25 protein-coding genes are annotated in these 26,760 nt (G+C 41.6%); 18 read left to right on the top strand and 7 right to left on the bottom strand.

The window, feature by feature from the left end:
* Positions 1 to 6: 6 nt before the first annotated feature.
* From rsmE to FM038_RS03465, 3 genes are all read left to right on the top strand, one after another.
* The gene (gene rsmE, locus FM038_RS03475) at positions 7 to 735 is read left to right on the top strand and encodes a 16S rRNA (uracil(1498)-N(3))-methyltransferase (protein ID WP_142871976.1); all 729 of its coding nucleotides are present in this window, start codon (positions 7 to 9) and stop codon (positions 733 to 735) included.
* Between the two features lie 359 nt (positions 736 to 1,094).
* Complete coding sequence (gene gshB / locus FM038_RS03470) at positions 1,095 to 2,048, top strand: glutathione synthase (RefSeq protein WP_142871975.1); 954 nt, start codon at positions 1,095 to 1,097, stop codon at positions 2,046 to 2,048.
* A 92-nt stretch (positions 2,049 to 2,140) separates the two neighbouring features.
* A complete protein-coding gene (locus FM038_RS03465; RefSeq protein WP_419555612.1) occupies positions 2,141 to 3,493 on the top strand; it encodes an alkaline phosphatase in 1,353 nt (450 codons plus the stop codon).
* A 16-nt stretch (positions 3,494 to 3,509) separates the two neighbouring features.
* Here FM038_RS03465 and FM038_RS03460 read toward each other — a convergent pair whose 3' ends face one another.
* The 3 genes from FM038_RS03460 to FM038_RS03450 are packed head-to-tail and all read right to left on the bottom strand — an operon-like array spanning position 3,510 to position 7,570.
* Positions 3,510 to 5,981 (bottom strand): putative bifunctional diguanylate cyclase/phosphodiesterase, encoded by a 2,472-nt coding sequence (locus FM038_RS03460; protein WP_142871974.1) that lies wholly within the window; start codon positions 5,979 to 5,981, stop codon positions 3,510 to 3,512.
* Between the two features lie 4 nt (positions 5,982 to 5,985).
* Complete coding sequence (locus FM038_RS03455; RefSeq protein ID WP_223292992.1) at positions 5,986 to 7,158, bottom strand: hypothetical protein; 1,173 nt, start codon at positions 7,156 to 7,158, stop codon at positions 5,986 to 5,988.
* Positions 7,142 to 7,570 (bottom strand): hypothetical protein, encoded by a 429-nt coding sequence (locus tag FM038_RS03450; protein WP_142871973.1) that lies wholly within the window; start codon positions 7,568 to 7,570, stop codon positions 7,142 to 7,144. Before FM038_RS03450 ends, FM038_RS03455 begins: the two co-directional genes overlap by 17 nt.
* Before the next feature lie 360 nt (positions 7,571 to 7,930).
* Between FM038_RS03450 and FM038_RS03445 the strand changes: the two genes are divergently transcribed.
* The 3 genes from FM038_RS03445 to FM038_RS03435 all read left to right on the top strand — a co-directional run bounded on the left by FM038_RS03445 (position 7,931) and on the right by FM038_RS03435 (position 12,158).
* Positions 7,931 to 8,962 carry a methyltransferase gene (locus FM038_RS03445; RefSeq protein WP_142871972.1) on the top strand — a complete coding sequence of 344 codons (1,032 nt, stop codon included), beginning with the start codon at positions 7,931 to 7,933 and terminating at the stop codon, positions 8,960 to 8,962.
* 216 nt (positions 8,963 to 9,178) lie between these two features.
* On the top strand, positions 9,179 to 10,849 hold the full coding sequence (locus tag FM038_RS03440; RefSeq protein ID WP_142871971.1) for a DUF342 domain-containing protein: 1,671 nt from the start codon (positions 9,179 to 9,181) through the stop codon (positions 10,847 to 10,849).
* Between the two features lie 145 nt (positions 10,850 to 10,994).
* The gene (locus FM038_RS03435) at positions 10,995 to 12,158 is read left to right on the top strand and encodes a site-2 protease family protein (protein WP_195873203.1); all 1,164 of its coding nucleotides are present in this window, start codon (positions 10,995 to 10,997) and stop codon (positions 12,156 to 12,158) included.
* A 65-nt stretch (positions 12,159 to 12,223) separates the two neighbouring features.
* Here the strand turns inward: FM038_RS03435 and FM038_RS03430 are convergent, their stop codons facing one another.
* Together FM038_RS03430 and FM038_RS03425 are read right to left on the bottom strand one after the other, a co-directional pair.
* Positions 12,224 to 12,400: a hypothetical protein gene (locus FM038_RS03430; RefSeq protein WP_185965744.1), complete on the bottom strand. Its 177-nt coding sequence runs from the start codon at positions 12,398 to 12,400 to the stop codon at positions 12,224 to 12,226.
* A 299-nt stretch (positions 12,401 to 12,699) separates the two neighbouring features.
* Positions 12,700 to 13,458, bottom strand: a complete 759-nt coding sequence (locus FM038_RS03425; RefSeq protein ID WP_142871970.1) for a TetR/AcrR family transcriptional regulator — start codon at positions 13,456 to 13,458, stop codon at positions 12,700 to 12,702.
* Between the two features lie 282 nt (positions 13,459 to 13,740).
* Between FM038_RS03425 and FM038_RS03420 the strand changes: the two genes are divergently transcribed.
* The 8 genes from FM038_RS03420 (at position 13,741) to FM038_RS03385 (ending at position 20,950) form a co-directional block, all read left to right on the top strand.
* Positions 13,741 to 14,343, top strand: coding sequence for a thioredoxin domain-containing protein (locus FM038_RS03420; protein ID WP_142871969.1), 603 nt, complete (start codon positions 13,741 to 13,743; stop codon positions 14,341 to 14,343).
* An 8-nt stretch (positions 14,344 to 14,351) separates the two neighbouring features.
* Complete coding sequence (locus tag FM038_RS03415; RefSeq protein ID WP_142871968.1) at positions 14,352 to 14,966, top strand: disulfide bond formation protein B; 615 nt, start codon at positions 14,352 to 14,354, stop codon at positions 14,964 to 14,966.
* 9 nt (positions 14,967 to 14,975) lie between these two features.
* Complete coding sequence (locus FM038_RS03410) at positions 14,976 to 16,751, top strand: aryl-sulfate sulfotransferase (protein ID WP_142871967.1); 1,776 nt, start codon at positions 14,976 to 14,978, stop codon at positions 16,749 to 16,751.
* 56 nt (positions 16,752 to 16,807) lie between these two features.
* Entirely contained in the window at positions 16,808 to 17,590 is a 783-nt protein-coding gene (locus tag FM038_RS03405; RefSeq protein WP_142871966.1) for a hypothetical protein, read from the top strand.
* A gap of 860 nt (positions 17,591 to 18,450) precedes the next feature.
* Positions 18,451 to 18,561, top strand: coding sequence for a DUF4172 domain-containing protein (locus FM038_RS25410; RefSeq protein WP_142871965.1), 111 nt, complete (start codon positions 18,451 to 18,453; stop codon positions 18,559 to 18,561).
* 543 nt (positions 18,562 to 19,104) lie between these two features.
* Positions 19,105 to 19,215, top strand: a complete 111-nt coding sequence (locus FM038_RS25405; protein WP_142871965.1) for a DUF4172 domain-containing protein — start codon at positions 19,105 to 19,107, stop codon at positions 19,213 to 19,215.
* Positions 19,179 to 19,424: a hypothetical protein gene (locus FM038_RS03390; protein WP_185965793.1), complete on the top strand. Its 246-nt coding sequence runs from the start codon at positions 19,179 to 19,181 to the stop codon at positions 19,422 to 19,424. Before FM038_RS25405 ends, FM038_RS03390 begins: the two co-directional genes overlap by 37 nt.
* Positions 19,425 to 19,666: 242 nt before the next feature.
* Positions 19,667 to 20,950, top strand: coding sequence for a tyrosine-type recombinase/integrase (locus tag FM038_RS03385; protein WP_142871964.1), 1,284 nt, complete (start codon positions 19,667 to 19,669; stop codon positions 20,948 to 20,950).
* Positions 20,951 to 21,131: 181 nt separating this feature from the next.
* Here the strand turns inward: FM038_RS03385 and FM038_RS03380 are convergent, their stop codons facing one another.
* Entirely contained in the window at positions 21,132 to 21,458 is a 327-nt protein-coding gene (locus tag FM038_RS03380) for a hypothetical protein (RefSeq protein ID WP_142871963.1), read from the bottom strand.
* 172 nt (positions 21,459 to 21,630) lie between these two features.
* Positions 21,631 to 21,867 (bottom strand): RNA polymerase sigma factor, encoded by a 237-nt coding sequence (locus tag FM038_RS03375; protein ID WP_142871962.1) that lies wholly within the window; start codon positions 21,865 to 21,867, stop codon positions 21,631 to 21,633.
* A gap of 374 nt (positions 21,868 to 22,241) precedes the next feature.
* On the opposite strand from FM038_RS03375, the gene FM038_RS03370 reads away from it, so the two are divergent.
* From FM038_RS03370 to FM038_RS03355, 4 genes are all read left to right on the top strand, one after another.
* Positions 22,242 to 23,720: a hypothetical protein gene (locus FM038_RS03370; RefSeq protein ID WP_142871961.1), complete on the top strand. Its 1,479-nt coding sequence runs from the start codon at positions 22,242 to 22,244 to the stop codon at positions 23,718 to 23,720.
* 291 nt (positions 23,721 to 24,011) lie between these two features.
* Positions 24,012 to 24,392 (top strand): helix-turn-helix transcriptional regulator, encoded by a 381-nt coding sequence (locus tag FM038_RS25370; protein WP_142872908.1) that lies wholly within the window; start codon positions 24,012 to 24,014, stop codon positions 24,390 to 24,392.
* Between the two features lie 352 nt (positions 24,393 to 24,744).
* Positions 24,745 to 25,587, top strand: coding sequence for a hypothetical protein (locus tag FM038_RS03360; RefSeq protein WP_142871960.1), 843 nt, complete (start codon positions 24,745 to 24,747; stop codon positions 25,585 to 25,587).
* 250 nt (positions 25,588 to 25,837) lie between these two features.
* On the top strand, positions 25,838 to 26,710 hold the full coding sequence (locus FM038_RS03355) for a hypothetical protein (protein ID WP_195873202.1): 873 nt from the start codon (positions 25,838 to 25,840) through the stop codon (positions 26,708 to 26,710).
* The last annotated feature ends 50 nt before the right edge of the window (positions 26,711 to 26,760 follow it).

The raw sequence follows: 26,760 nt of genomic DNA, 5'->3' as shown, positions 1-26,760 counted from the left end.
ATACAGATGAGAATCCCAAGAATTTATCAAGACTCCCCACTAGTCGTTACTGAAACACTAGCACTGGATGACGAAGCCGCGTCACATATCGGCCGTGTATTAAGAATGAGCCCAGGTGAACAAGTGTGTCTGTTCAATGGCGGCGATGAAGACTTCTTAGCGGAAATAATCTCTGCAAGTAAGAAAAACGTCTCCGTTAAGGTCCTATCTTCGAGCACGAATAATAGTGAATCGCCTCTGCATATTCACCTAGGCCAAGTGATCTCACGTGGCGACCGTATGGACTTTACGATTCAGAAGTCTGTTGAATTAGGCGTCAGTACTATCACTCCTCTTTTTTCTGAGCGTTGCGGTGTTAAACTCTCCGGCGAACGTTTAGAAAAGAAGATCCATCAGTGGCAGAAGATTGTCATCGGCGCTTGTGAACAGTCGGGCCGCAGTCGAGTGCCAGAAATCAGGCCCGCCATGTCATTAGAAGCCTGGTGCGGTGAACAGACAGACGCGCTTAAATTAAATTTGCACCCGAGAGCCGCTCACGGTATCGGCGGCCTAGCGCTTGAAATATCTAAAGTTAGACTGTTAATTGGTCCAGAAGGCGGACTCTCGGAAAACGAAATATTAAAGACAGAACAAGATGCGTTCACTGATGTGTTATTAGGCCCTAGGGTGCTCAGAACAGAAACCGCCGCACTCACAGCCATTAGTGCATTACAGCTCAAATTCGGTGACTTATAGGTTCTAGTTCTAGGCCTGATTACTAGCAGGTTCTAGTTCTAGGCCTGGTTACTAGCAGGTTCTAGTTCTAGGCCTGATTACTAGCAGGTTCTAGTTCTAGGCCTGGTTACTAGCAGGTTCTAGGTTCTAGGCCTGGTTACTAGCAGGTTCTAGGTTCTAGGTTCTAGGTTCTAGGTTCTAGGTTCTAGGTTCTAGGTTCTAGGTTCTAGGTTCTAGGTTCTAGGTTCTAGGTTCTAGGTTCTAGGTTCTAGGTTCTAGGTTCTAGGTTCTAGCAAGATTTTAGCCAAAACCTCTTTTTATAAGCATAATACAAAATTCAATTGTCCCATCTAAAGATGGTGAAAACAGGAAGCGAATAGATGATCAAACTCGGCATAGTCATGGATCCAATCAGTGATATAAATATCAAGAAAGACTCTAGTTTCGCCATGCTACTCGACGCTCAGAGCCGCGGATACCAGCTTTTCTACATGGAAATGCACGATCTCGCTATGGTGAATGGCAAGGCTATGGCCAATATGAGAGCCTTATCTGTCAAGCAAGATGCGGAAAACTGGTTCGAATTAGGCGAAGCGGTCGATACCCCGATGTCTGATCTTGATGTCGTGTTAATGCGTAAAGATCCGCCTTTCGATACTGAGTTTATCTATGCCACTTATATGCTTGAACGTGCTGAGGAAGAAGGCGTTCTTATCGTCAACAAGCCCCAGAGCCTTCGTGACGCAAATGAAAAACTATTTACAGCCTGGTTCTCAGAATTTACTCCTGACACCATAGTGACTAGAGATGAGACCCGTATCCGTAATTTCTATCAGGAAAAAGGCGATATCATACTCAAGCCACTTGATGGCATGGGCGGTAGCTCAATCTTCAGGGTTAAGAAGAATGATCCTAACTTAGGCGTGATCATCGAGACATTAACCAATCATGGCCAGCAATATGCCATGATCCAGGCCTTTATTCCCGACATCACCTCAGGTGATAAACGTATCTTAGTCATCGATGGTGAGCCTGTGCCTTATTCTCTGGCCCGTATTCCTCAAAAAGGTGAAACCCGTGGCAACTTGGCAGCCGGTGGACGCGGTGTCGCACAACCACTTTCAGAGAGTGATTGGCACATTGCCCGCAGCTTAGGCCCAGAACTTAAGAAACGAGGACTCATTTTTGTCGGCCTGGATGTGATTGGCGATAAGCTTACCGAAATTAACGTCACTAGCCCTACTTGTATCAAAGAGATCCAGGCGGCTTATGATGTAGACATTACAGGTATGCTAATGGACGCAATCGAAGCACGGATTAAGAGCTCTGACTAAAGAACAGACTTAAGCGCATGGGTAAAGTGACATTCCCCATGTGCTAATAAATGCAATCGATGCACGAATTAAATCAAGCTAGGATGTAAGCAATGGCCGCGACGCAAAATATGACGATATTTAAACTCTGTATGCTGACAGGATTGGCACTAATCAGCAGTATGGGCGCCGCAGCTCAGGCAGTAACTCCAGTACAAACCATGTTAGGCGACGCTCCCAGTGTCCCTAAGAATATTGTGATCATGATAGGTGACGGTATGGGCCCAGCCTATACCAGCGCCTACCGATACTATAAAGACAACCCAGATACTCAAGAGATAGAACAAACAGTATTCGACCGTCTTTTGGTCGGCACGTCCAGTACCTATCCCGCTCGAGTCAGTGGTTATGTCACAGATTCAGCAGCCTCGGCAACGGCATTAGCCACAGGTGTCAAATCTTATAATGGTGCGATCTCGGTTGATATTAATAAACAGCCTGTCCCTACCATCATGGAGAAAGCAAAGTTGCTGGGCCTTGCCACTGGCGTAGCTGTGACATCACAGATCAACCACGCTACACCAGCCGCTTTCTTAAGCCATAATGAAAGCCGAAAAAATTATGACGAGCTCGCGCTGAGTTATCTAGGTACAGATACTGATGTCATGTTAGGTGGTGGGCAAAGATACTTCCCTGCCAATTTGATAGAGAAGTTTGAAGCTAAAGGTTATCAATATCTTGCTGACTTTAATCAGCTAAATACCGTGACTAAAGGCAAAGTCATCGGCCTGTTCGCCGATGTGCAGCTACCATGGGCCATAGATGACCAAGGTAGCCATAAACTCAGCATCATGACAGCTAAGGCCCTGGAGCTATTATCGCAAAATGATCAAGGCTTTGTACTGCTAGTCGAGGGCAGCCTAATCGATTGGGCGGGTCACAATAATGATATTGCAACGGCCATGGGAGAGATGGAAGAATTTGCCAATGCCATTGAAGTCGTTGAACAATATATCAGGAAAAATAACGATACTCTGATGGTAGTAACGGCAGATCATAATACCGGAGGCTTAAGCATAGGTGCCAACGGCGAGTACAAATGGGATACGAGTATCATCAGGGGGGTACAAGCTAGCCCAGATGTTATCGCCAAAGATGCCCTTATTGATGGTGACTGGCTCACTCGTGTAACACTAAACTTAGGCTTCGAACCTAATGAAGATGAACAATCTCAGTTAACACTAGCCCGTATGCAAGGTAAAGAAGTGATGACGACTGCGATAAAGCAGCTCATAGATAGCCGTTCAAACACTGGCTGGACAACGGTCGGGCACACAGGTGTAGACGTACAGGTATTCGCTACAGGCCCTGCGGCTAGCCTATTTGCTGGTTATCAGGACAACACTGATATTGCAAATAAGCTGATGAGTTTACTGCCTAAAGTTAAATCTCAGCCAAATAAATAACCTCAAATATTGATGATCAACTCCCCAGCTTAGCTAGCTGGGGTAGAGAGTCGAGCGGCCACACCCCATCAGTCTCAATCTCATTGAGAATTCTAAAGGCCTTTCTCTCTTCTAAGGGTTTTGCAAACAGATAGCCCTGAGCGAGTTCACATCGAGCAGCAGCCAAGAATTCACACTGCTCTATCGTCTCTATGCCTTCAGCAACCACAGTTCTACCTAAATTATGAGCCAAGTCGATCACTGTAGTCACAATATGCGTATCGACGCTGTTATCTAACACTCCAGCAGTAAAACAACGATCAATCTTTAATACATCGAATGGTAACTGCTTCAGATAACTGAGTGATGAATAACCAGTGCCGAAATCATCGATAGCAATGCGCACCCCTAAACTCTTTAAAGACTGCATAGCCTCTAAAGCTAAATCCACCTGCTCAATAACACTTTCCTCAGTCACCTCCAGCAATAAGCTTTGCGGTGGGATCTGATGTTTTGACAACACTCGCTGTACCAGAGGAATTAAACCAGGATCTAGATAATGTTTCGCTGACAAGTTGACCGCAAGATACAGCTCTCCCCAGCCCTGTTTAATCAATCGAGATAAAATTTTTCCTCCCTCTTCAAGTACGTAATTACCCACTTGAATAATCGCTTCACTGTTTTCAATGTCAGGAATAAAATCTCCCGGCATAATCAGCCCCCTTTCAGGGTGATGCCACCTAATTAAGGCTTCAAAGCCTTTCACTTTTCCATCAGACAATGACACTATCGGTTGTAGCGAGAGTGATAACTGCTTCTCAGCAATTGCAGCACCAATATCTTGCTCTATCATTAGCTTATTATTAGCCTTTTGCAGCATCTCTTCGGTAAACACCCGATAATTACTCCTACCAGCATCTTTAGCTTGATACATGGCTAAGTCGGCATGCTTAATCAACTCTTCAGCTCTTACATTATTACTTTCACAATAAGCAACCCCGATACTCGTGGTCACAATCAGCTTATGGTTACCTAACACCACAGGCTGTTGCAGTGAGGCGAATATCTTATGGATCACCTTACGGACATCTTCTTCTGAGCGAGTCCCTCGAAGTAAAATAAGAAACTCGTCTCCTCCCTGCCTGAATACGGTATCCATGGCCCTCACACTATGGTTAAGCCTATTGGCTACAATAGTCAGCAACTCATCCCCCTTAGTGTGGCCTAAGCTATCATTGATGCGCTTAAACTCATCAAGATCTAAAAACATCAAGGCAACCTTGTCATGAATACGTCCCACGCAGGCAATGGTTTTGGTCAGTTCATGCATTAACATGGCTTTATTAGGCAAACCTGTCAGGGTGTCTAACATAGCCAATCGCTCTAACTCACTGGTGTACTCATCCACCTCTAACTCTAAATTTTGCATTTTTTCTGCAAGCTGATGGGTTGCAATATTGATCAAGTCGACTTCATCAACAATAAATGAGGATGTTCTAGGTGACAGCAGTTTTAAAGTATCAAAGTCATGTTCAGCCAATAAGGGCAATAATGTTGCGTGGCGACCAAGGCTAACAACCGGTGCCCAGGCAGCAAGGATAACTAATGCACCAGAAAAGACTAAACTTAACAGCAGCGTTCCTAGCATACTCTCCTGAAATTCACTGATTAGCGATTGCCAATCGCTAATATTGTTAATCACTAATATGACCGGGGGCGACTCACCTTCTGCCAGAGGGAAAATCCATAACACAGAAAACTCCCCTCCCACCTTATACACACCACCCGTGTTTTCTATTTGTTCCCAAGTGAATTGCTCAGCAGCTTGCTCAAGATGAAATAAGCTATCTCTTCTGTTACTTATACTGTAAACCTGCCTACCCCAGTAGCTTTGACTTTCATTAAGCTGATTATTCGTTCCTAATACTGCCAATTCAAAACTGTCATTGGTTCTGAACCTCGCCAAAATATCTGTCAGACCCGACTCCATGAATAGAAAATGTACCTCCCCCTGTAACAGGTTAGGTACCAAAACTTGAATAACACATTCTTGCTGACACACTATTCTCCAGTGTGGCTCTAAGTTCATTGAAACAGATTCAAACCAAATCTCATCATCTTTATTGGCAAGCTTGCCAGCATGAGCAAGCACTTCACCGCTCAATGACATCAAGCTCAGCCGATTGAGCTCCCAATATAGTTGTAAATCCGGCCAGTGCTGATTAAGCATATCTTGATAACTTACGAGATTAGGCTCATCCTGATCAGCCAATAATGCAATTTGTTGAGCAGCCGATAAAGAGTGATCAACACTCAGAGATATTGAAGTTTCTAGGTTTTTAGCTAATTTGTCTCGCTGTGATTCAAGTAAATAGCTCTGCTGGTTAGTCAGCTGTCGATAGGCAAAGCCGCCTAATATGCCGCCTAATATAGTCAGCATGATTAGCACTGCAATAAGCAACTTCCACTTGAGACTGATAAATATGCTACGACCTTCAGGTTTAGTCATTAGGCTACCACTGGAATCTATAGGAAAGTTGTAATGCAAACATAGACCAATTTTTTGACTGGGTGGATGGATCTGGAGCCACTATCGGCGTCACCCAAGATGCGCCTTCAACATGATGATATTCAGTTGCCAATAACCAATCATTATTCAAGAACCAGCGGGCACCTAAGGTCCAATCATTGGTATAACCAAAGTAAGCAGGCAAACCCGTACTTGCTTCAGATTTTTTCCCATCAGAATCATTGTCATCATCTATATGCCGATCAAACCGAACAAAAAGTTCTACCTCACTAGGTAGGTAGGCCCTCAAGTCCAGATAGTAACCTAAGCCAGAATCGACTAACTCACCGGCTACTGGCGGTATCACTAAGCCATTGATGAGCCTGTCCCCCGTCATGTATTCACCTGTCAATTCAAACATCTTGTATCTTATCTGCCCTGACAAAACCCAATTTTTTAAACGGATATCTCCAGGATAGTAATAGGTATCACTATTGGGTCGATAGCTAACCTCGGCATCATAATAGGTCACACCAAGCCTAATATAGTCATTCTGAAATTCAATATCTCCCGAGTAAAATTGCTCGGAATCGAAGGTGCCTAAGTCTTCACTGCCCATCACATTTCTATCTAGATTTTCAGTAACATCAACTTTTCCTGCTGAAATATGCCAATCCAAAGCGCCATCTAAGATCTGATGCATTCCAAAAAGATCTGCGCCTTCAATATGTAGCTGAGCATCACGGAAGTAATCACTATAGATAGACTGAGGTAACATGATGCTCGGGCGAGTGAAAGGCACATCTCGGGTACTTGAATAAAAACCCATTTCATTTTTGAAGCGTCCAGCTCGGATGCCTACTGTCCCCTGCCACATTTGATCGCTATACTCGGCAAACAAATAGTCAAAATCGATACCGGCATCAGCGAGATCCCCCCATTGTCTGAAGCTAAGTGCGCTGGCAAACCGAAAGTGCTCCATGGGCTTCCAAGACACTGCAAATGCGGCTTCGGTTATCTCGAAGGTACTACTATCTTGGCCGACAACGAATTGGGTATCTTCCGCAGCAATGTACCCTTGACCAACAAAGCCATTCAATTGCCACTCTGAAGCACTGGATATAGAACTGCCAAAAATAAAAAATAGACACATCAGATACCTATTGTGTCGTTTCATAGGCACTCCTTGCCACATTATTATCGTCAACGACTGACTGCTCGGTGATATAACCAATGGAGCCCGGCGTGGCAGAAACAACCTGGTGCATTTCAGCTTCACTTCTTAAGATAATGGGTCGTTCGCCCGTCCCGGAATATACCAGCCGATCCCATCTCCTCTGTAACATATAAGGCATCATATCTAATTGCTGGACACAGAATTCTTTATGCAGATCTGAATTAGGAGAAAGAATATACACTTGAATTTTTTGACCATCAGGCCAATACACTTTTTGCATAGAAAAGATAAGGCGTAGCTCTTGAGCAGGCAGGGGAAAATCAATGGCTGAATCATTCACTATGACCTGAGCTGCGGTCGAATGAGCACAAAAGAGATACAGCACTAACATCCATGTGGCCAAGAGGCGCATTCAACAGTCTCCTTACTATCTTTATCCACATATCCAAAGTTAATTTGGCATCTTGCTTCAGTAGCAATTAAGCGAATACCTATATCTCACGTATCTACAGCTTAGGCAAAAAATGCTTCTGCCGCTCAATATTTATTGCTTAAAATAGCGTATTTACATTTAAACATTTTGATTCAAAAAAATTCAAAACCTTTGATGAACCTCAATCCAGCCTAAGTATCTATTAGCAATAATGATTTACTCAGCCTCACTCAAGCCCAGCTCTTCGCGCACTCACAACAGAAAAATTGTCTGACTAAAGCTGATAGATAAAACTCTTTTGAGATATAATAAATTTTTAAATTATCAACTGTGGTCATTGTGTTTACTAATCCATCCCAAGTCATTCTTAGAAATAACGATTTATTCGAAAACCAAAATGTATTAGTGCTCAACTATGAAGATGATCGGCTTCCAAGCAAGCTACTAGAGAGTGCCGAAAAAGTCACAGCCCTTGCTTTGGACTATCACCATCATCTAACAATGACAGCAGATGATAGCCAAAACTTATCGTTATATTTTAGCCATCAACTGCCCAATGAAGCGCTTTTTGATACTGCAATTATTTATTACCCCAAGGCCAAAGCACTTGCCGCTTACCTGATTAACCTTGCTGGACAACACCTGAAACCAGGTGGTCAACTCATAGTAGTAGGCGAAAACAAAGGTGGCATACGCTCTCTGATTAAACAAATACCCAGTTATTTTTCAAGTCCATTTAAACAAGATAATGCTCGACACTGCTTGCTATTTACCAGTGAACTTATCGAAAAAGCGCCTAAAATCAAATTATCCGATTGGGTGAGTAGCTACCAACTCGATACACCTCAAGGCGAAGTAACTGTGTGTAACTTAGTGGGAGTGTTCAGTGAAAAGAAGCTAGATGAGGGAACCAAGCTATTGCTATCTCATTTGCCTAGAATGAAAGGTCGCGTGCTAGATTTTGGTTGTGGTGCAGGTGTCATCGCTGCGGCATTGCTCAAAGCTCAGCCAGAATTACAGCTAGAATGCGTAGACATTAATGCTATGGCTATAGCTTCTTGTGAGCTCACCTTAAAAGCGAATGATTTACACGCCATGACCTATCCCTCTGACGGGCTGATGCAAACAACAGGTATGTTCGAAGGAATCATCTCTAACCCTCCTTTTCATGACGGGCTTAAAAGCACCACTAATATTACCAAAAACTTTGTCAGTGAGAGCATAAACAAACTGAGAAAAGGCGGAGTGTGGCATATTGTCGCCAATCGACATCTGCCATACAGTGATACGATTGCAACTCAGTTTGGTGAGGTTTGCGTTCCTGCTGAAAACAACAAATACAAAATTTACTCGAATAAACTCAAAAATTAGCACTCGCGCATGCAATAAAAACAACAAACTTAAGGCCATTGCTAACAGCGATGGCCTTTTTTCTACTTTAACAATAGGTTTCGGCCATACTTATTAGACAGCACACACTTTTCAGTCAGTTAGGGCTTCATAGCACAAACTTTATGCTGTTATACTCAGACGCTAGTAAAGATATATAAAAAAAAATAATAATTATTCATTACATCGGAATTGACTATGCTATCGCCAGAATTAATAGAACTGAGTGTCGATAACAATTTTGCAGAATTTAAAGTGACACCAAACACTCATGGTCCACTCACAGAAGAAGGGATTTATACCCTTCTGTCCCTTCCCGACTTCGATTGCCTATTCCCACTTGAGCCTATCATTCAAAAAGCCGTCATACAGGTCAACCAGCTTTGTGGGCAGGACGATGGTCAGTTTGAACAGTTTTTTCAGATAGCAGAGCGTCGCAATGGATTGATAGAAGTAGAGATCCATGATGATAAAATGACTGCAGAAATGCAACTCACTGCGGCATGGGGAGGGGAAGAGGTTACCATTCAAGATGTTTTAAAGTCCCTAAAAACCAACAATGTCGGCATGGGATTGAGTAAAGTTAAAATACAAACCTTACTTAAACAGCTTACTCAACTTCAACCTGGTCAAACTTGCCGAAGTATCATCGCCAGCGGAAAAGCCGCCAAGAATGGTACAAATGCCAATATAGATCGTAAAGTCCCCCTTGCCAGAGAGCGTTTATTACAGCCTCAAGAAAGAGAGGATGGTACCGTTGACATGCGCAATCTAGGCGCAGTAATCATGGTCAAACCCAAGGACCTCTTGATAGTAAAACACCCAGCTACTGAAGGGACTAAAGGCTACAATATTCATGGGGAAGTATTAACTCCTGTGCCCGGTAAAGACATTAAGCTTACCCCTGGTGATGGAACCGCATTAGATCAAAACAATCCAAACCATTTAATTGCCATCGTCGCTGGTCAGCCTGTTGAAACCAAAACAGGTATGCAGGTAGACGATGTGCTGAATATCAAAGATGTCGATGTCGGTTATGGCAACATTGACTTCAAAGGTAGCATCATGATCACCGGTGATGTTCATGAAGGTATGCTAGTAAAAAGTACTGGAGATATTACTGTGATGGGGTTTGTCGACTCTGCCACCTTGATAGCCGATGGAGATGTCATTGTCAGTAAAGGCATCATTGGCAGACAACTCAAAGAAAAAGAGCTATCAACTAAGATTAAGGCTAAAGGTCAGATATGTGCTCAGTTCATTCAATACTCAGATCTCGACGCACAAGGTGAAATATTGGTCACCAAACAATTATTGCATAGCTATACAAAAACCAAGCAAAAATTGACCGTCAGTGATCCTACTGGTCGTAGAGGTGACTTAGTCGGTGGCATAGTTAAAGCAGATAAAGGGCTTAAAGCTGTTGTCATCGGTGCCACTGCTGGAACTAAGACTGAAGTTTTTTGCGCCATGAAACAGAGCGATTTAAAACAAAACCTTAAAGAGCTAGAGCAAAGTATTAGAGAGATGGTGGTTGCAAAACTTGAGCTTGCGGCACGACTAAAAAAACTCCCTCCAAAAAGCGAATGGCAAGGGGATGCAATGATGGTCGAGCAGGTGAAAATGATGCTCGACCAGAAGCAACTCATGGTTGATGAGCAGGCAAAAGAAGAGGCCGAATTTGAGCTTATCAAGCAGGAGATTGAGAGTTATTTCCTAGAGAACCGAATTGAAGTGAATAAACATATTTTTGCTAATGTTGAGCTACATATAGGTAACGCATTCAACCGTACTCAGAGAGAACACGGCACCTGTATAGTTTTCAATCAAAATCAGGAGATCGCATTCGACTATAGCAGTCGAAATTAACTTTAGCTCTGGTTTGAGGTTGCTAATACTAGAATCTCAAACCCTTGGTTTATCCGGTTCAAGTGTCCCTCGCTTCCCCACCTATATAAGTGCATAATCCTCCCTATTAAAATCTATTGAATACCCAAAAGCGAAGAGATCATTTGTGGAATTACTAAGAATTGATTGTTTAGGCAAAGAGTTAAGATTAGAAGGCTCTATGGCAGGTTGGCAGCAGCTTTTTTGGGGGGATGCCTTAGTATCAGCAAAACAAGCATCTGCCGATAATGAGGGATTAAAAACCCATGAGTTTGAACTCACCTCTCAACCTACATCAAGCATCACTCAACAAGCCACTGACTCAGAGGTGAGCGATAGCACACCTCAAGCTGAACTATCGGCAACAGCGACCCAAACAATAAAACTTTGTCTAGAAATCGAACTAAACTGGCAGCCTTTTCTCTTAGATTACCGACTCAGCAAAGATGAAACGGTCATAGCTCAAGGAAGCCGAGACACCAAAGATATTGAGCGACAGGTACCAGTCAAGCCTATCGAAGCGAAACGGAAAGTCAGTTTAGTTGGCCTAGCTTCCTTGGGATTTAAGCTGTTAAAGAGTGCTAAAGTTATCAAGGTGGTTCTAGCCGGCGCCAGTGTTGCGGCCTACTCTTGGTTATTCTCATTTCAGTTTGCCATGGCACTTATCGCCTGCTTAGTCTTCCATGAATATGGTCATATCCGTGCAATGAAATACTTTGGTATGAAAACTAAAGGAATTTACCTGATCCCCTTTATGGGAGGCTTGGCACTGAGCGATGAAAAGATTAATACCCGCTGGCAAGATGTAGTGATCTCTATCATGGGACCAACATTTGGCTTAATCATGTCCATTCTCTCACTCGTCGCTTATTGGCTAACAGGCAATGTATTTTTTGCCGGTCTTGCGGCTTTTAATGCGCTGCTAAACCTGTTCAATCTGCTGCCTATCTTGCCACTCGATGGTGGACATATTTTAAAAAGTGTTAGTTTTTCGATGAACAGCATCATGGGTCTCTCGGCCTGTATCGCAGGTGCTGCAATCGGTGTATATATTAGCTATACCTTAGGCTTAGCTTTATTAGGATTTTTACTGCTCATAGGTAGCTTAGAGATTGGCTTTGAATGGAAGACGCGCCATCAGAGTCACTTGTTGCCTTTAGACAGATACGGACAAATATTTTCAACCGTGTGGTACTTTCTCACTGTCGGAGCACTTGTTGCCATTATCTGGTACTTGGCTGGCTCAGGTGATGACATGCTAGGCTTGCCACTGAAAATTTTACAAAGTTAACTAAGACTTAACAGAAGCAGGGAGGCTCACCTCTCCCTGTTAAACAGTTAAAATGACATTAAAACTTATAATAAGTTAACCTGTAATGATGCTTGTTCAACAGTCGCTAAATCACTCGAGGGCAATTTCACCCTCCACATCCCTTCTCCACTGTATTCAATAGTAATAATCTGCGCTGGAATAGAAACACCATATTTAGCTTTAAAAGCATTAATAGCTGCATCTATAATTTTTATTTCCATGATCACATCCAAAGCAACGCAATAAAGCCAATCAAAAAGATATTAACCAATAGCAATACGGGGTTAGCGATATATTTTTTGTTCCACATGCCAGATACCCAACTCAATTAAAAACCATACAGGTGTATAGGCTACAGTCGAAATAGTTGTTCGCAAAGCAAAATATGGGTAAATAATCACCAACATGAGTAACTGAGAGCCAGGTCAAATTTTATCTCTTGATATGCAACTTGAAAAGATAAACAAGGATCCCTGCGCTGGATACTATAGCCAACAACCAAAGCCGGACAATAACAGAATCAAAGCTCTATTGGTTCGTTGAGCGTTTCGTAATTTAATCTACAGTGCTTAAACGTTGTTTCCGCCGCCGTCTCAACTAGAGGCGTTATCGTCTTGAGCATTTTGTTATATGACAGAGTTTGAACCGTATCCCACTTTAGGGTGCTGGCAGCTAAACATAATAAATTGAATACGGTTTCTACTCGATTATCGTGACCATGTTGACGTAAAAACTTATTTTGACCAACGACAATACTCCCTCGCTCTATGGTTCTCATCGAAAAAATACAGTCAACGATTTCATCCTTACTCGATAAAAGCTCACCACTGCTAACCGCTCTGCGCCAAAGGGTTTGAACTCTTGCCTTTAACTCAATAAATATAACGTTAATGTTTCCTTCATACTCAGAACTGGAAAATCCATATACATGCGGATTGACGCCTAAGAAATTAATGCAGACATCTCCCTCTTTGGCTGACCAACATTTAACGATATCGTACATCAAGGTAAAGACGATTTTTTCTTTATTACTCAATTCATCCATGTCCATGATCATATCTGTTTTAACAATAATATCATTTACATGCTCAACGAATAGTGCGACGACTATATCCTCCCGAGATTTAAAGTGACTATAAAATGTTTTAGGTGAACACTTGGCTTGAGTCGGTATTTGAGACAGCCTAAATGAACAAACTCCCTCTTCTATTATAAGCTTTTTAGCTTCAGCCAATATCCGGTCTCTAATCACCGACTTTATTTTTAAATAGTTATGCATATCGCCCCTACATAAACCTTATTTATAAAAACTTATAAAAATTTATATATATACAGTACGAATTATTAATGTGACTGCAAAGAAACACAACCAGAACCGTGACAGATTTCAATCGGCTATTAACAAGTGTGATGTAAAGCTTCACCTTGCGTGACAACCATCACTATACATGGGAATAAAGCTTTCCCTCCGGCAGTAAATCCCGTCACAGTAAAAGTCTTCATAAGAAAATATCATTGTCAACAGAAATTAATTATATATCACACGATTTTTGAGGGCATTATGAAAACATCACTCACCACTTTAGCCGCTGCACTATTCATGACATTCGCAGTCTCCGCTGCTGAAGTCATCCTGATAGATACACCTGCATTAGATAACACGGTTCAAAAGGTTTATTCGGTATATTGCCCATTTTGCTATAAATACGAAAAAGCCGTCACCCCAAACCTAATCAAAAACCTGCCAGCAAGCGCTAAGTTCCAGGCAATCTGCCTAGAAAACAAGGGCGAGCTTGGTATTGAATCTTGTGAGGTATTAGCCGCTGCTGACACCATCAGTCATAAAAAATACAAGCAAGCCAAGATGGCGATGTATGCCGCTATTCACGATAAAAAGCTTAAAAATGTTAAAGGGTCTAAAGCTGTCAAAGGCGAACTAGCCGCCATAGGTCTGAAGGCAGCTGGGATCTCTCAAGCCGAATTTGAAAGCGCGCTTAACTCTTCTAAAGCACAAGAGAAGCTAGCCTATGACCGCACAATTGCACTCACTATCGCTAAGTTGAAAGGCATTCCGGCTATCGTTGTGGGCGGTAACAAGATGATTGACACCAGCACGATTACTTCATTAGCGAACCTTGACGAAACCATCAAGAACAACCTTTAGGATCCATCATGATAACTAAACTCAAACTCTGGTTTGCCGAACTAAAGGCAAACCCGCTTCCCACTCTGGAAGCAACTCAAGAAGGTCGCGCCGTATGGGCCGTTATGGCCACCGCATGTGTGTTCTTACTGGGCTCAGCAATGGGGTTTTTCCAGGTTTTTCTAGAGATGGACCCTTGTGAAAACTGCGTCTACATCCGCTTCAGCCAATTCTGCATTCTGATTGCTGGCGTGATAATGATCATCAACCCTAAAAATAATGTGCTGAAGATCCTCGGTCTCGCCCTAGCTTGGTACGGCATTTTTTACGGCCTAGACAAAGCAATCATCTTGGCAGGACAGCATGTATCGAGTCATGCCGCAGATGCAGGTCTGGATCTATTCCAATCGGGTCAAGGCGCTAATGCTTGCTCGCTAGAGCCAACGTTCCCTCTAGGACTACCACTTCATGAGTGGCTACCGTTCGAGTTTGCCCCATCAGGTATTTGCGGCGAAGACGACTGGTCACTACTCGGTTTAAACATGGCTCAATACTGCATTATCAGTTACGCCGTATTCATTGCCTGCGCTTTACCTTTAACCATTGCATTTATCACTAAAACTTTAAAAAATAGAAATAAATAGGACTATATTATGTTAAAGAAAACTATTTTAGCGACTGCTATTGCAGCTATATCTCTAGGTGCATCTGCTGCAGGTTTTAAACCTGCACCTGCTGCCGGTCAGCTTGGTGCGGTACTTGTTAACCCATATGGAAACTCTCCACTTACCGCGCTAATCGACTTGCAGAGCAAGAGCCCTACTGACGTCGTTATCACCGTCAAAGGCAAAGGCCGCGACGGTGTTGATATCAAATACCCAGTTGGCCAACAAACTATTAATACTCACGATGGTATCCCTGTATTTGGTCTATATGCCAACCACAGCAATGTTATTGAAGTCACCTATAAGCTAGACGGTAAGAAGGTTTCAGAAACATACAAAGCATTGACTGGCGCAATCGTTAACAACTACATGGATAACCGAAACGTTACAGCGTTACATGAAGTTCAGGTTAAGAAAGTCGCCAAGGGCTTTGAAGACCGCTTATACCTTGTGAACTCTCATACGTACAACCAGCAAGGCTCAGATCTGCATTGGTCTGGTCAAAAGGGTAAAGACGCCGGTATTTTTGAAGGTTCGCCAGCCATGGGCGCGCTTCCATTTGAAAACCCACCAATGACCTATGTTATCGATACTCAAGGTGAAGTGCGTTGGTGGTTAAACCAAGACGCGACTTATGATGCGACAAGCTTAGATATCGAGAAACGCGGTTACTTGATGGGCTTTCAAGATACTGGTGAAGGTAGCTATACCTTCGTACAGGGTCAACGCTACGGTACGTTTAATCTACTAGGCCAAATAGATTCGCAACGTCTGCCACGCGGATATGTTGATGCATCACATGAGCACAATGTGATGCCAAATGGCCATACGTTAGTGCGTGCAGCAAAGGCTAACTACGTCAATGATCGCGGTGATATCGTGCACACAGTTCGAGATCATGTGCTTGAAATGGACAAAAGCGGCAACTTAGTCGACGTGTGGAACGTGGCAAAAATTCTTGATCCATACCGTGATGCTCTGCTCGAAGCATTGGATATGGGCGCCGTTTGCTTGAATGTTGATATGGACCATTTAGGCCAAACAGCCGAGATGGAAATTGATGCACCTTATGGCGATATCCCAGGTGTTGGCGCTGGTCGTAACTGGGCTCACATCAACTCAATCGAGTACGATCCAAAGGGGGACGGCATCATCATCTCCCTACGTCATCAAGGCGTAGCTAAGATTAACCGTGATAAAGAGGTTGTCTGGATCCAGGCGCCACGCGAAGGATGGAACAAAGAGTTGGCTAAGAAAGTGCTGACCCCAGTTGATTCAAAAGGCAACGAGATCAAGTGTACTGAGAAAGGTGTTTGTGAAGGCGACTTCGACTTTACTTACACACAACACACTGCTTGGTTGAACAACTCTAACGGCAACCTAACCGTGTTTGATAATGGCGATGGCCGTGGTCATGAGCAACCTGCGCTAGCCACTATGAAATACAGCCGATACGTTGAGTACAAAATTGACGAAGAAAACATGACCATTGAACAGGTCTGGGAATACGGTAAAGAACGTGGTTACGATTGGTATAGTGCAATTACATCAAACGTAGAGTACATGGAAGACAAAGACACTATGTTTGGCTTCAGCGCTGCTATTCACTTGTACAACCCTGGCGAACGTACAATCGGTAAGATTAACGAGATTGGTCATGCTGACGGCAAGGTAAAAGTCGAGATTGATGTGTTATCTGAAAAGCCTAACACACCTCACTATCGTGCAAGCTTAGTGAATCTAACCAGTCAGTTCGGCAAATAATAACAAATAAATGTAGTAAGGGGCTTTCGGGCCCCTTTTTTATAGGGTTAATCTCAATGAATAACATTTTAAAAATAGCTTTACCCGTCATCATCGGCTGCACCTGTAGTGTTAACGCAATAGCAAAAGACTTTACTACAGTGACTGCCGGCTATATTGCTCATGCAAGTGATACGTTAGACGAAAACAAAAACCAATTTGATAGAACGCTACTCACAGTAGCAAACGTACGGGCCAAAGATTGGGGCAGAATTGCCACTGTCGGTATCTTCGAAAACTTGGAGCAGTCGTCATCAGACCCACAAGCTGAAGCGCTAGGCGAAGCTTGGAGTACCTTTAAGTTTGCCGGCGTGGCACACATAAAAACGGGCTTTGCTCCCGGCCTTAACTACATGGTTGATGAGTTCTTTTTTACTAACACCAATGGTTATGAAAACAACATGAAGCTAGGCCTGTCTTATGATACCAAGCTTGGTGATGCCAAAGCCAATATCGGAGCAGGCGTCAACTATGTCAGTATCGATAATGCAGGCGCTAAATTCACTGGCTTTTCAGGCTATGCTTTGAATGCAACGGTGCAATACCCAATATCAGATAACTGGGGACTCAAGTTCCTATACAACGGCGTATTTGATCGTGATGAAGAGCATGCTATTGGTTATACCGACAGTATCGATGGGGAGCAGCATGACTCTGGATATCGTCTCGATTTAGCTGTGAATTATAAAATTTCTAACGCGATCTCAGCGTGCCTAACTCTTAGACAACTCGATAGCTGGTACGGATACAAAACGAGTAAAGCAAATATGATGGTACTTAGTACCTCTATTACTTTCTAACTAATAGCCACGCATGACCCAGGTATTATCAATCTGTTGAAATTGGTATTCGGGTAAACTATAGCCCTCCATTCTACTCGGTCCCTGCAACGATCATAGTGTGGAGGAGCTATAACGTTCGAAAATAGCTTCTTTTACGCTCTAATAAATATCGGGTCATCAGACTCTTTTTTTTTGCTCCAACATTTGGGGCTAATGGATAACTTAAGGAGCGCCAACTATCCTGACACTGGGGATCGGTGAGGTTATCATTATGCTTAAGCGAGTGTTAAAGTAGCCAGCAATGGCTTAACTAACATTTGGAATGTTATGCAGGTAAAAATATATAATAATAAAACGTTTGAATCAGAAATCTGTCACCTCTCGCAGGCATTACTCACTCTCATCGTCAAAGGCTTACCTATAGAAGAGGTACATAACGTTCGTAACATTCTGCAAAGTGGGAACGAATATAATTTAAGAGATCTATACACAGTCACCAGCCTTCCAACTAACGCCTAATCGCTCACGATCTTTTAAATTCCACCCAAATACGCTTCGACCACCTTTAGCAAGAAGCATTAAGGACCATTAATGTGTAGCTTAGTTTTTATTTTTCCTAATAAAAGGGATTGGTACCGGAGGACGGACTTGAACCGTCACGCTCGAAAGAAACGGATTTTGAAAAGAACACGTCTAAAAATACTCAATAATATCAATAGATAAAAACGTCATAAATCACCTTTGTAAATTCTTTGCATAAAGAATTGTCACAGTAAACTTTGCTCTTACTATGAGAAAAAGATAAATGAGTTGATTCCCCCCTTAATCGACTCATAATTTGAGATGATTAGCAGGCCTAAACAAATCAGAGAGGCATTATGTGGATTTGGCAACTGAAAGACTGGCCTAACTTTACTTATGATAAAACCATCGTTATCCCCAAGCTAGAGTCATGCATACAACTCGCTTTTGGCAAAAGAACCAATTAACTGTATTTAATACTAGACAACGAAAAGTGATTACCAAGCTATTAGAAACAACGGATTTTAGTGAGGGTATTTCTCAGAAAAAATATAAAGCATTAACCAAAACATCCGATGCAACGGCCGAAAGAGATATAGTCGTTCTGGTTGAAAAAGGGATCTTAGTTCCAACTGGAGAGGGACGTAGTCGACACTACTTAACTCAAAAGCACTGATCTATAGCCAAAAGCAGCGGAGCTCTGGCTTATGCTGAGTTTCAGACATAAAAAAACCTGCACAATGGCAGGTTCCTTTATTCGATTGGTACCGGAGGACGGACTTGAACCGTCACGCTCGAAAGCAACGGATTTTGAAAAGAACACGTCTAAAAATACTCAATAATATCAATAGATAAAAACGTCATAAATCACCTTTGCAAATTCTTTGCATAAAGAATTGTCACAGTAAACTTTGCTCTTACTATGAGAAAAAGATAAATGAGTTGATTCCCCCCTTAATCGACTCATAATTTGAGATGATTAGCAGTTCTAAAAAACTCAGAGAGGCATTATGTGGATTTGGCAACTGAAAGACTGGCCTAACTTTACTTATGATAAAACCATCGTTATCCCCAAGCTAGAGTCATGCATACAACTCGCTTTTGGCAAAAGAACCAATTAACTGTATTTAATACTAGACAACGAAAAGTGATTACCAAGCTATTAGAAACAACGGATTTTAGTGAGGGTATTTCTCAGAAAAAATATAAAGCATTAACCAAAACATCCGATGCAACGGCCGAAAGAGATATAGTCGTTCTGGTTGAAAAAGGGGTATTAATCCCGATTGGAGAAGGACGTAGTCGACGCTACTTAATTCAAAAGCACTGACTATAGCCAAAAGCAGCGGAGCTCTGGCTTATGCTGAGTTTCAGACATAAAAAAACCTGCACAATGGCAGGTTCCTTTATTCGATTGGTACCGGAGGACGGACTTGAACCGTCACGCTCGAAAGCAACGGATTTTGAAAAGAACGCTTCTAAAAATACTCAATAATATCAATAGATAAAAACGTCATAAATCACCTTTGCAAATTCTTTGCAAGCACAAGCGTTTCTCATTATGATGGATGAATGAGCAAACAAATCGAACGTCACAACATCTCAGACAAGCTTTACGTCTACCTTCAGAGTAACAGTAAATACTGGTACTGCCGCTTCGTGCTGTACGGTAAATGGTACGCCAAGGCCACAAAGAAGACAGATCTGAATGAGGCCATAGCGATGGCTCACCGTATTTTTATGGATTATGAAATACGAGCCGAGACCAACACCTTAATCGACAGTAAACGCTTTAAAGATGTGGCAGAGAAAGCCATAGACCAGATGCTGAGTGAATCAATGCATGGCGGTGGTAAGGTAATCTACAAAGATTACATTGGTGCCCTGCGTAAATACCATATCCCTTACTTTGATCGAACCTTTATAACTTCCATAGACCAAGAGCAGATCCGCGAGTTCGATAAATGGCGCATTGAAGAGTTCAAACGTATACCGGCGAAGTCCACAATCCAAACACATAACGCCGCCCTGCAGATGGTCTTCAAAGAAGCGGTGGTTAGAAAGTGGATGCTGCCCATGCAAGTTCCGGTACTCAACAGCGAAGGCTTATCCAGCCAACGCCGCGCTGCATTTTCTAAGGATGAATACGAGAAAACTTTCGATGCGATCATCAAGCTCGAAGAGAATAGCCGCAAAGAGAAAACACGCCAGATAAGGGAGCTGCTCTTAGATTATATGGAGTTTGCCGTACATACGGGCATCAGACCTGGCACAGAAATGGAGGGCTTAACTTGGGGTGATATTCACATGGAAACCGACGAGCACAATGTCGTTTTCTATGTCACTGTGACAAAAGGGAAAACAACCAAACACACAGGCACAAGGGAGATAGTTTGCCGTGATGAGATATTCTCGTGCATTGCAGATCTACGTGAACGATTCCCCAACCGTAAACCTTCAGATAAGTTGTTCAGACTAGCCGATGGTTCAACGACTAAAGAGCTTGGTAAGGCATTTGATAAGGCACTCCTCGAAATAGGTTTGAAGCAATCAGCACATGGTGTCAGAACTCTCTACTCATTACGTCATACCTACATCACATGGCAGTTGATGTCTGGTGAAGTAAGCATGGAAATACTAGCCAAGCAGTGCGGCACAAGTGTTCAGATGATAGAGCAGCACTACAGCCATGTTGTTCCCAAGATGTTCACTCGTGAGCTATCTGGTGTTGAGGTTAGAAAGTCTAAACCTAAGAAGAAAACTGTCTCGCCTGCGGCTTTAGCTAAAAGCTATGCAAGGTTGGCAAAGCAGTTCAATGAGTGGAAGACTGAGTACAAAAAGCGGGGCTGTATTTGAGCTATTTCTGGCTAAACAACATTACAGATATCTTAAAAATTGCTTTATTCGGAACCTAACAAAGTGCTAGTTGGTGTTGGTGTTGGTGTTAACAAATTTTAGCCTTAATTAAAGAGTTATTTCACTTGGAAGCTTTACTGTGTCACTTGAAAAGAGTGACACAGTAAAGAAAACCTTAGCCCTAACTATTCTCTTTAGTTACAGCAGCTGTAACACCACCACCTATAGCGCCCCCAGCTGCAGTTACAACTGCCGTGCCGCCAGCCATTCCAAGCCCCCCAGAAGCTACACTTCCACCACCCAAAGCAGCTAAACCAGCTGAGCTAGCAGCCGCACCGCTTAATGTTCCGCCCGCAACACCAAGGCCAGCCGCACTTGCCACTGCACCAATAGCTGGAGCTGCAACAAATGCAACCCCACCAGTAGCGACAGTCGCAGCTACAATGCATACTGACTTTACAGGGTTCTCAATAATCGTATCAATACAACTCTCTAAGAAATCAAACATACAACTTTCCCTCTACCTACTTTTGAAAATATCATTAATATGCTTTCCCAGAGTAATAGCCCCTTCGGATAACTACATATTTTATAGATGAACTTAATAAACAATTGACTATTCGATCGGTACTCGACTAGTCGACAGTTCGTTCTGTCACAGATGCAACTAAACAAAAAATTTAGCGCCTAGTTGTTATCTTTGAATAAACAGTAGACTCTGGCATTCCAGTCATTTTCGCTATCTGACTAACAGCCATACCACTGTCATAAAAATTTTGAAGTGAACACAGTTGTTGATGATCTGGCAGGCTTGAGAACATCCCTCTATTAAATTTGTTCTGATTAGTTTCAAACACCTCACCGACCTTAGTTAAAAGCTCCGCTATAGATGGGCTATCGCTATTGCTATGACGCATTACATGCTCCTTATTTCAGCTAGAAAAGTAGAGCTTATCTATATCAAAGCTCAACATTTGACCGACACAGCATAGGGCAAGCGCCACATTCACGTCAATATCTTTCGTAAGTGATACCTTTAAAGCTAACTGGAAGAGAAAACAGATAAAGTAGCACCCATATCTGCCAATATGACACTTGAATTGCTCAATAGTTTTTTTATGCACAAAAATGACTTAATACGATACAACAAGTCGCCTGACATAGAAAAATATTACTCTAGCTGAATAAAATGAGTAAAATATGTGTCATTGGATTTTAACTGCACTGGATAAGTGTTCTATTTGATACTAAAAATTCAGTCAGAATAGTATAAACTGCAGGGGATCACAGAGTGAAGAGACATACAGCCACACTGAAAAGGCTACTAGAAGATAAGGTAAATCCATTCTCTTACATATATACAGGTGTAAGCGAGCAAGTTTTAATACTCTCAATGACCGCACGCAGTCTGTACTTAAACCCAAGTTACAAAAAATGGTTTGATGACTATTCAGCTATGTTAGAGAAAGCGACAACTTTTGATCAAAGCCGGAGCGACAAACCTCACAGCCGAATTTCCCCACAAAACAAAAGTGCAGAGCAACTCATGCACGGATTATTTGAGTATCATGATTTAGGAAGACCTTCCTTAGACTACTATACAGAGCAGTATCATTATGCTTCAAACAAGCTCCAACGTGCCAATGTTGAAGCATTAAAAAACTCAATTCAACATTTGAAAGAAACTGTAATCAAAGGTGTTTCTGATCCAATACCTTTTGCTGTAAGACTTGGGTATAACCATGAAAACCTACTTACCTCTATATTAAAATTCGATAAAATCAGGGAGGTAATTCTAGACTTTCAGAGAGATATTAATGTTGAAGAAATTTTGTCTGAATCCTTGTTCTATACGCTTAAAAATTTAAACAATAGAAGAGTCCCCCCACCTTTCGCTAAACATATATACGAGTCTCTAAACTTTGTCCCTAATGAATTCAGTGTGAATGATTTAATACCAAAGGCTGATCGACAACTGATAATCTCATACCTCAACGACAATATTGAGGATATTTTCACATACTCTGAGAGTAAACATGTAGATATAAATATCATAGATTGCCTATTATCAAATATCCATCAAAGCTATGCCATGGCAGTTTCAAGGTGGATAAATAAAATTTCAAAAATTTTAATTAGGACGAACGCTATGGTTGAGTTTGATTGGAGCTACGAAACTATAGAGTCCAACAACCCATTCTGGAATCCCAAGAGTAAATATGTATGTAATATAAAGATTAGTAGAGAGACACTACAAAATCTCATTGAGTCTAATCAAATCCATCATGCAGCCTTTGTATTAGCGGAATGTTTATCAACAACATACAAAGGTGACTTCATAAAAGATGAAATATCAAAAGATAAAGAAAACAACTCAACCTCTGAAATGAGTAACAGCCTTTATGCAAAGAGAGTTGATAACCTAGCTTATGTTTCTCGCTTACTAGCTTGGTTTGAAGAGTCTACAATACTTTTTTCAGATAGCAGAAAGCCAATGAGTATAAAAGCTATTTTGTCTGCACTTGAGTGTTTTGATACAAAGCATGGAATACAGAATAATAAAACAAATGTAACTGAAACTTATAAAAACATAAGCTTAAGGGATGATATTAGCGAGGTTACAGTAAAAAGAAACCATTCAAAAATTACAAGACAAATAAAAACGGGGCTTCAAGACAAGGTGGAACATCAGAAAGATAAAAATAGGAGTTTTCCATCTGCAGAAGCCTCAAACATTTTTAAACCGCTATGGGATAATTACCAATCATAAAGATATATGACTAGAGTATTGCCAACTTAACGATAATGATTATTATCATTAAGTTGGCAAGCCATTGGTAAACCGTATTTTTTATGACTTAAACTGGCTCAGTTTCACGATAACCATAAGTTACAACCACTTCACGGCAGGCGCAAAACTGGCTCAATAGGGTAGCTTAGGCTAACGCCACTAGATCACGCTCAACTACGAGCATTATGATTATCATGAAGTCAGACGACAAGATAAGCTTAATGAGTCGAGTAATGTCGTTTTATAGTAATTAGCTTGGAGGGTTCAGTGATGAAGAGATCAGAGTACGAAATAGTTTGCAATCAACTGTCACACATAAAATCCACTACGGAGAGCGCTATCAGAGCATTAGAGTTGAATCTAAAGTACCTGAATACGATTGAATCTCAACTCAGAACCTGTATTGATAATAAAGCACTTATAGCAACCTTAACTCTCCCCTCTCTATGCCCTACAGATCCGACAAAGCAACCAAGTGACTTAATTAAAATCAAAGAGGTAACACAAATGACAAGCTTAAGTCGATCTACCATTTATACGAAAATTAACCAACAAGACTTCCCACAGTCGATTTCACTAAGCTGTAGATCAGTAGCATGGGTACGCAAAGAAGTAGAAGATTGGATCTATTTGAAGATGGACGAAAGATAGAAGGAATTTGTATTTCATTTACTTTAAGAGTTAACTTACATGTCAACGTCATACTGCTAGCTTTGTTGGAAGAAAAACGTTGGTGCAAAAATATTACACCAACACAAAGACTATCTTCCTTTAGGTTGATTGTTCCCTCGGCCTTTACCTGAAATTTTCCCTGTAGTGCTTGGTCCATTTTTAGGACGAGGCGTTGGTGATGTTGGTTTTTGGTTTGATTGTGAACCTGAATTTTTTGTCATAATTTCTCTCTATTTTGATGTAAAGTAACTGTCCCAGTAGGTGACACGCATACAGTAGCAAGGTCACTTGGGACAACTCGGGACAAAGATCCAACATCAGGGAGGAATATATGAGTTTTTTGGAAGATCACCGTAAGATTCGAGTCAAAGAGCTTCAAAAATCTATAAAACATACCATTGGCTTATTAGGGTGGAGTCTAAAAGACTTCGTTGGCAAGTACATGGTAGATACTCATGATTTTGTTGAAGAAAAAGATATCGACCAATTTTATGAAACTGTACGAAAGCAGATAGAACGTGAGTCAACTAGTGAGAATTTATTGATAAAGTACCATTCATTCCTATTTGCTACAGATGAATATAAGCAACTAAGAAAAATGTCAGATAGTGCCGAGTTTAATAGTTACCCCCTAAAAAATGTTTCTGTAACTGCATATGAACCCTCTATGAATGCCGCAAAAGCAGAAGAGAGTGCAGTCCTAAACATGGCTATAAAGCATGCTGAATCAATGGGATCTTGCTGGGATTTTACTTTAATAAAAAATGAGTTATCTGACAAAGACTCGATTTATGATTATCAGGAGCCGACTTACTTAGTGGTGTACCAATGCGACTTTGGCTTCAATGGAGGAAGTGGTTGCTACGGTGTGGGTGTAATCGAGATTTGCTCAAGATGTAGTGGTTTTGGCGGCTTTTATATTGCAGATAAAAAATGTGAAATAGACGTTGGTGGAGCAAGATTTTCTCATGTGGCCGGGATAACTAAGGGAGAGCTTATTGTGATTGTTAAGGATTTTGACTCACTTGACCCTCAGGCTAATCAAACCCTGTTTGCAAAAGTTGTATTATCCAGAAAGCTTGACGATTCCAAAGTATGGAAAGTAAAACATAAAGAATATATCCATAAAGACTTAAATTTGGATCTAGAGAAGTTAGAATCTGGATACACGTAGCCTTAGATAGGGCTCTTGTACACAGCTGGAGTCATTTATGCTTATTCTATCGCTCTAGTAAGCCAGCACATACAGCCTCAGGTTACTTCCGTTAGATTGACTCCAAGCGCTTCCCAGCAGTTAGAAGTCATGGTTTATTTTCATCGTCAGCACGTTATTGAATAGATTAGGTCACTGTGCCAAAGACAAAGTATCGATGGATGACTTCTAGATATTGGTTAATATATCCAAAAGCAATAAGGGGGTTATTATGCCTGTCACATCAATCGACGATTTTTTTAAACCAGCCGTAAAGGCAGAAGACTGCACTTATAAGAATGTAAGGGATCTTAATACTCAACCTTACCCCATGGCACGAGAGAAATGCTTAAGGCTTTGGGAGAAGTTCAAACCATACGCAGATAGTAAGTTTCTATCCCAACTACAAAAACACTTCGGCGGTGGGTGCTGGGAGATGCTCTTGACAAAAAAAATACTTGAGCAAGGACTCACTATATCCTCAAAAGACGATGGGCCTGATATCTGCACTACTATCCAAAATAAAAACGTATTTATTGAAGCTATTTGCACTAAAAGAGGCGAGCAACATAATCAAGTAAATGCGCTCCCACCTAGCGATAAACTTCAATCTCTTAAAGAAGATCCTATCAGCTTAAGACTCACTTCAGCTTTTAGAACTAAAAACGATGCATTCAAGAAATATCTAAACGAAGGAATAGTCACCCTGAATGATATTCTCATAATTGCCATTAATGCTGGCGATGTTCCAGATGGTCATATTGAAAATAGCCAATGCCCCAGAATGGTTCAATTAGCTTATGCCATAGGTGATGCTATTTTCATCTATAATGATGAAAGTAGCGAAGTAGTTTCCTCTTATCAAAGAAGGGAGCAAATGATAAACGCCAAGGGTAGTCCAATTAATACCAATCTTTTTTTGGACACCGATAACTCACATATCAGCGCGATACTTTATACAAGTGAAAATATTTTCAACTCTAAAGAGTACTACTTAGTACTAAACCCTAATGCTAAAGTCCCCCTTCCTGCTGGTAGCATTCATGGTGTACGAGAGTTCAATTTAAACACCCATGAAGACATTCTCAACTGGAAAGATAATTAGGTATATAGCAATTAATGAGCTAGTGATTTCACTTAAACATTATGGAACCT

The sequence above is a fragment of the Shewanella eurypsychrophilus genome (assembly GCF_007004545.3).
Taxonomy (GTDB): Bacteria; Pseudomonadota; Gammaproteobacteria; order Enterobacterales; family Shewanellaceae; genus Shewanella; species Shewanella eurypsychrophilus.
Note: the sequence above shows the minus strand (reverse complement) of the source record. Positions and strands in the feature narration are given on the sequence as shown.

Excerpts from the sequence above, each read along its gene's own strand:
- rsmE (WP_142871976.1), top strand. The coding sequence starts at position 7 with ATGAGAATCCCAAGAATTTATCAAGACTCCCCACTAGTCGTTACTGAA.
- gshB (WP_142871975.1), top strand. The coding sequence starts at position 1,095 with ATGATCAAACTCGGCATAGTCATGGATCCAATCAGTGATATAAATATC.
- FM038_RS03465 (WP_419555612.1), top strand. The coding sequence starts at position 2,141 with ATGGCCGCGACGCAAAATATGACGATATTTAAACTCTGTATGCTGACA.
- FM038_RS03460 (WP_142871974.1), bottom strand. The coding sequence starts at position 5,981 with ATGACTAAACCTGAAGGTCGTAGCATATTTATCAGTCTCAAGTGGAAG.
- FM038_RS03455 (WP_223292992.1), bottom strand. The coding sequence starts at position 7,158 with ATGAAACGACACAATAGGTATCTGATGTGTCTATTTTTTATTTTTGGC.
- FM038_RS03450 (WP_142871973.1), bottom strand. The coding sequence starts at position 7,570 with ATGCGCCTCTTGGCCACATGGATGTTAGTGCTGTATCTCTTTTGTGCT.
- FM038_RS03440 (WP_142871971.1), top strand. The coding sequence starts at position 9,179 with ATGCTATCGCCAGAATTAATAGAACTGAGTGTCGATAACAATTTTGCA.
- FM038_RS03430 (WP_185965744.1), bottom strand. The coding sequence starts at position 12,400 with ATGGAAATAAAAATTATAGATGCAGCTATTAATGCTTTTAAAGCTAAA.
- FM038_RS03425 (WP_142871970.1), bottom strand. The coding sequence starts at position 13,458 with ATGCATAACTATTTAAAAATAAAGTCGGTGATTAGAGACCGGATATTG.
- FM038_RS03420 (WP_142871969.1), top strand. The coding sequence starts at position 13,741 with ATGAAAACATCACTCACCACTTTAGCCGCTGCACTATTCATGACATTC.
- FM038_RS03415 (WP_142871968.1), top strand. The coding sequence starts at position 14,352 with ATGATAACTAAACTCAAACTCTGGTTTGCCGAACTAAAGGCAAACCCG.
- FM038_RS03410 (WP_142871967.1), top strand. The coding sequence starts at position 14,976 with ATGTTAAAGAAAACTATTTTAGCGACTGCTATTGCAGCTATATCTCTA.
- FM038_RS03405 (WP_142871966.1), top strand. The coding sequence starts at position 16,808 with ATGAATAACATTTTAAAAATAGCTTTACCCGTCATCATCGGCTGCACC.
- FM038_RS25410 (WP_142871965.1), top strand. The coding sequence starts at position 18,451 with ATGTGGATTTGGCAACTGAAAGACTGGCCTAACTTTACTTATGATAAA.
- FM038_RS25405 (WP_142871965.1), top strand. The coding sequence starts at position 19,105 with ATGTGGATTTGGCAACTGAAAGACTGGCCTAACTTTACTTATGATAAA.
- FM038_RS03390 (WP_185965793.1), top strand. The coding sequence starts at position 19,179 with ATGCATACAACTCGCTTTTGGCAAAAGAACCAATTAACTGTATTTAAT.
- FM038_RS03385 (WP_142871964.1), top strand. The coding sequence starts at position 19,667 with ATGAGCAAACAAATCGAACGTCACAACATCTCAGACAAGCTTTACGTC.
- FM038_RS03380 (WP_142871963.1), bottom strand. The coding sequence starts at position 21,458 with ATGTTTGATTTCTTAGAGAGTTGTATTGATACGATTATTGAGAACCCT.
- FM038_RS03375 (WP_142871962.1), bottom strand. The coding sequence starts at position 21,867 with ATGCGTCATAGCAATAGCGATAGCCCATCTATAGCGGAGCTTTTAACT.
- FM038_RS25370 (WP_142872908.1), top strand. The coding sequence starts at position 24,012 with ATGAAGAGATCAGAGTACGAAATAGTTTGCAATCAACTGTCACACATA.
- FM038_RS03360 (WP_142871960.1), top strand. The coding sequence starts at position 24,745 with ATGAGTTTTTTGGAAGATCACCGTAAGATTCGAGTCAAAGAGCTTCAA.
- FM038_RS03355 (WP_195873202.1), top strand. The coding sequence starts at position 25,838 with ATGCCTGTCACATCAATCGACGATTTTTTTAAACCAGCCGTAAAGGCA.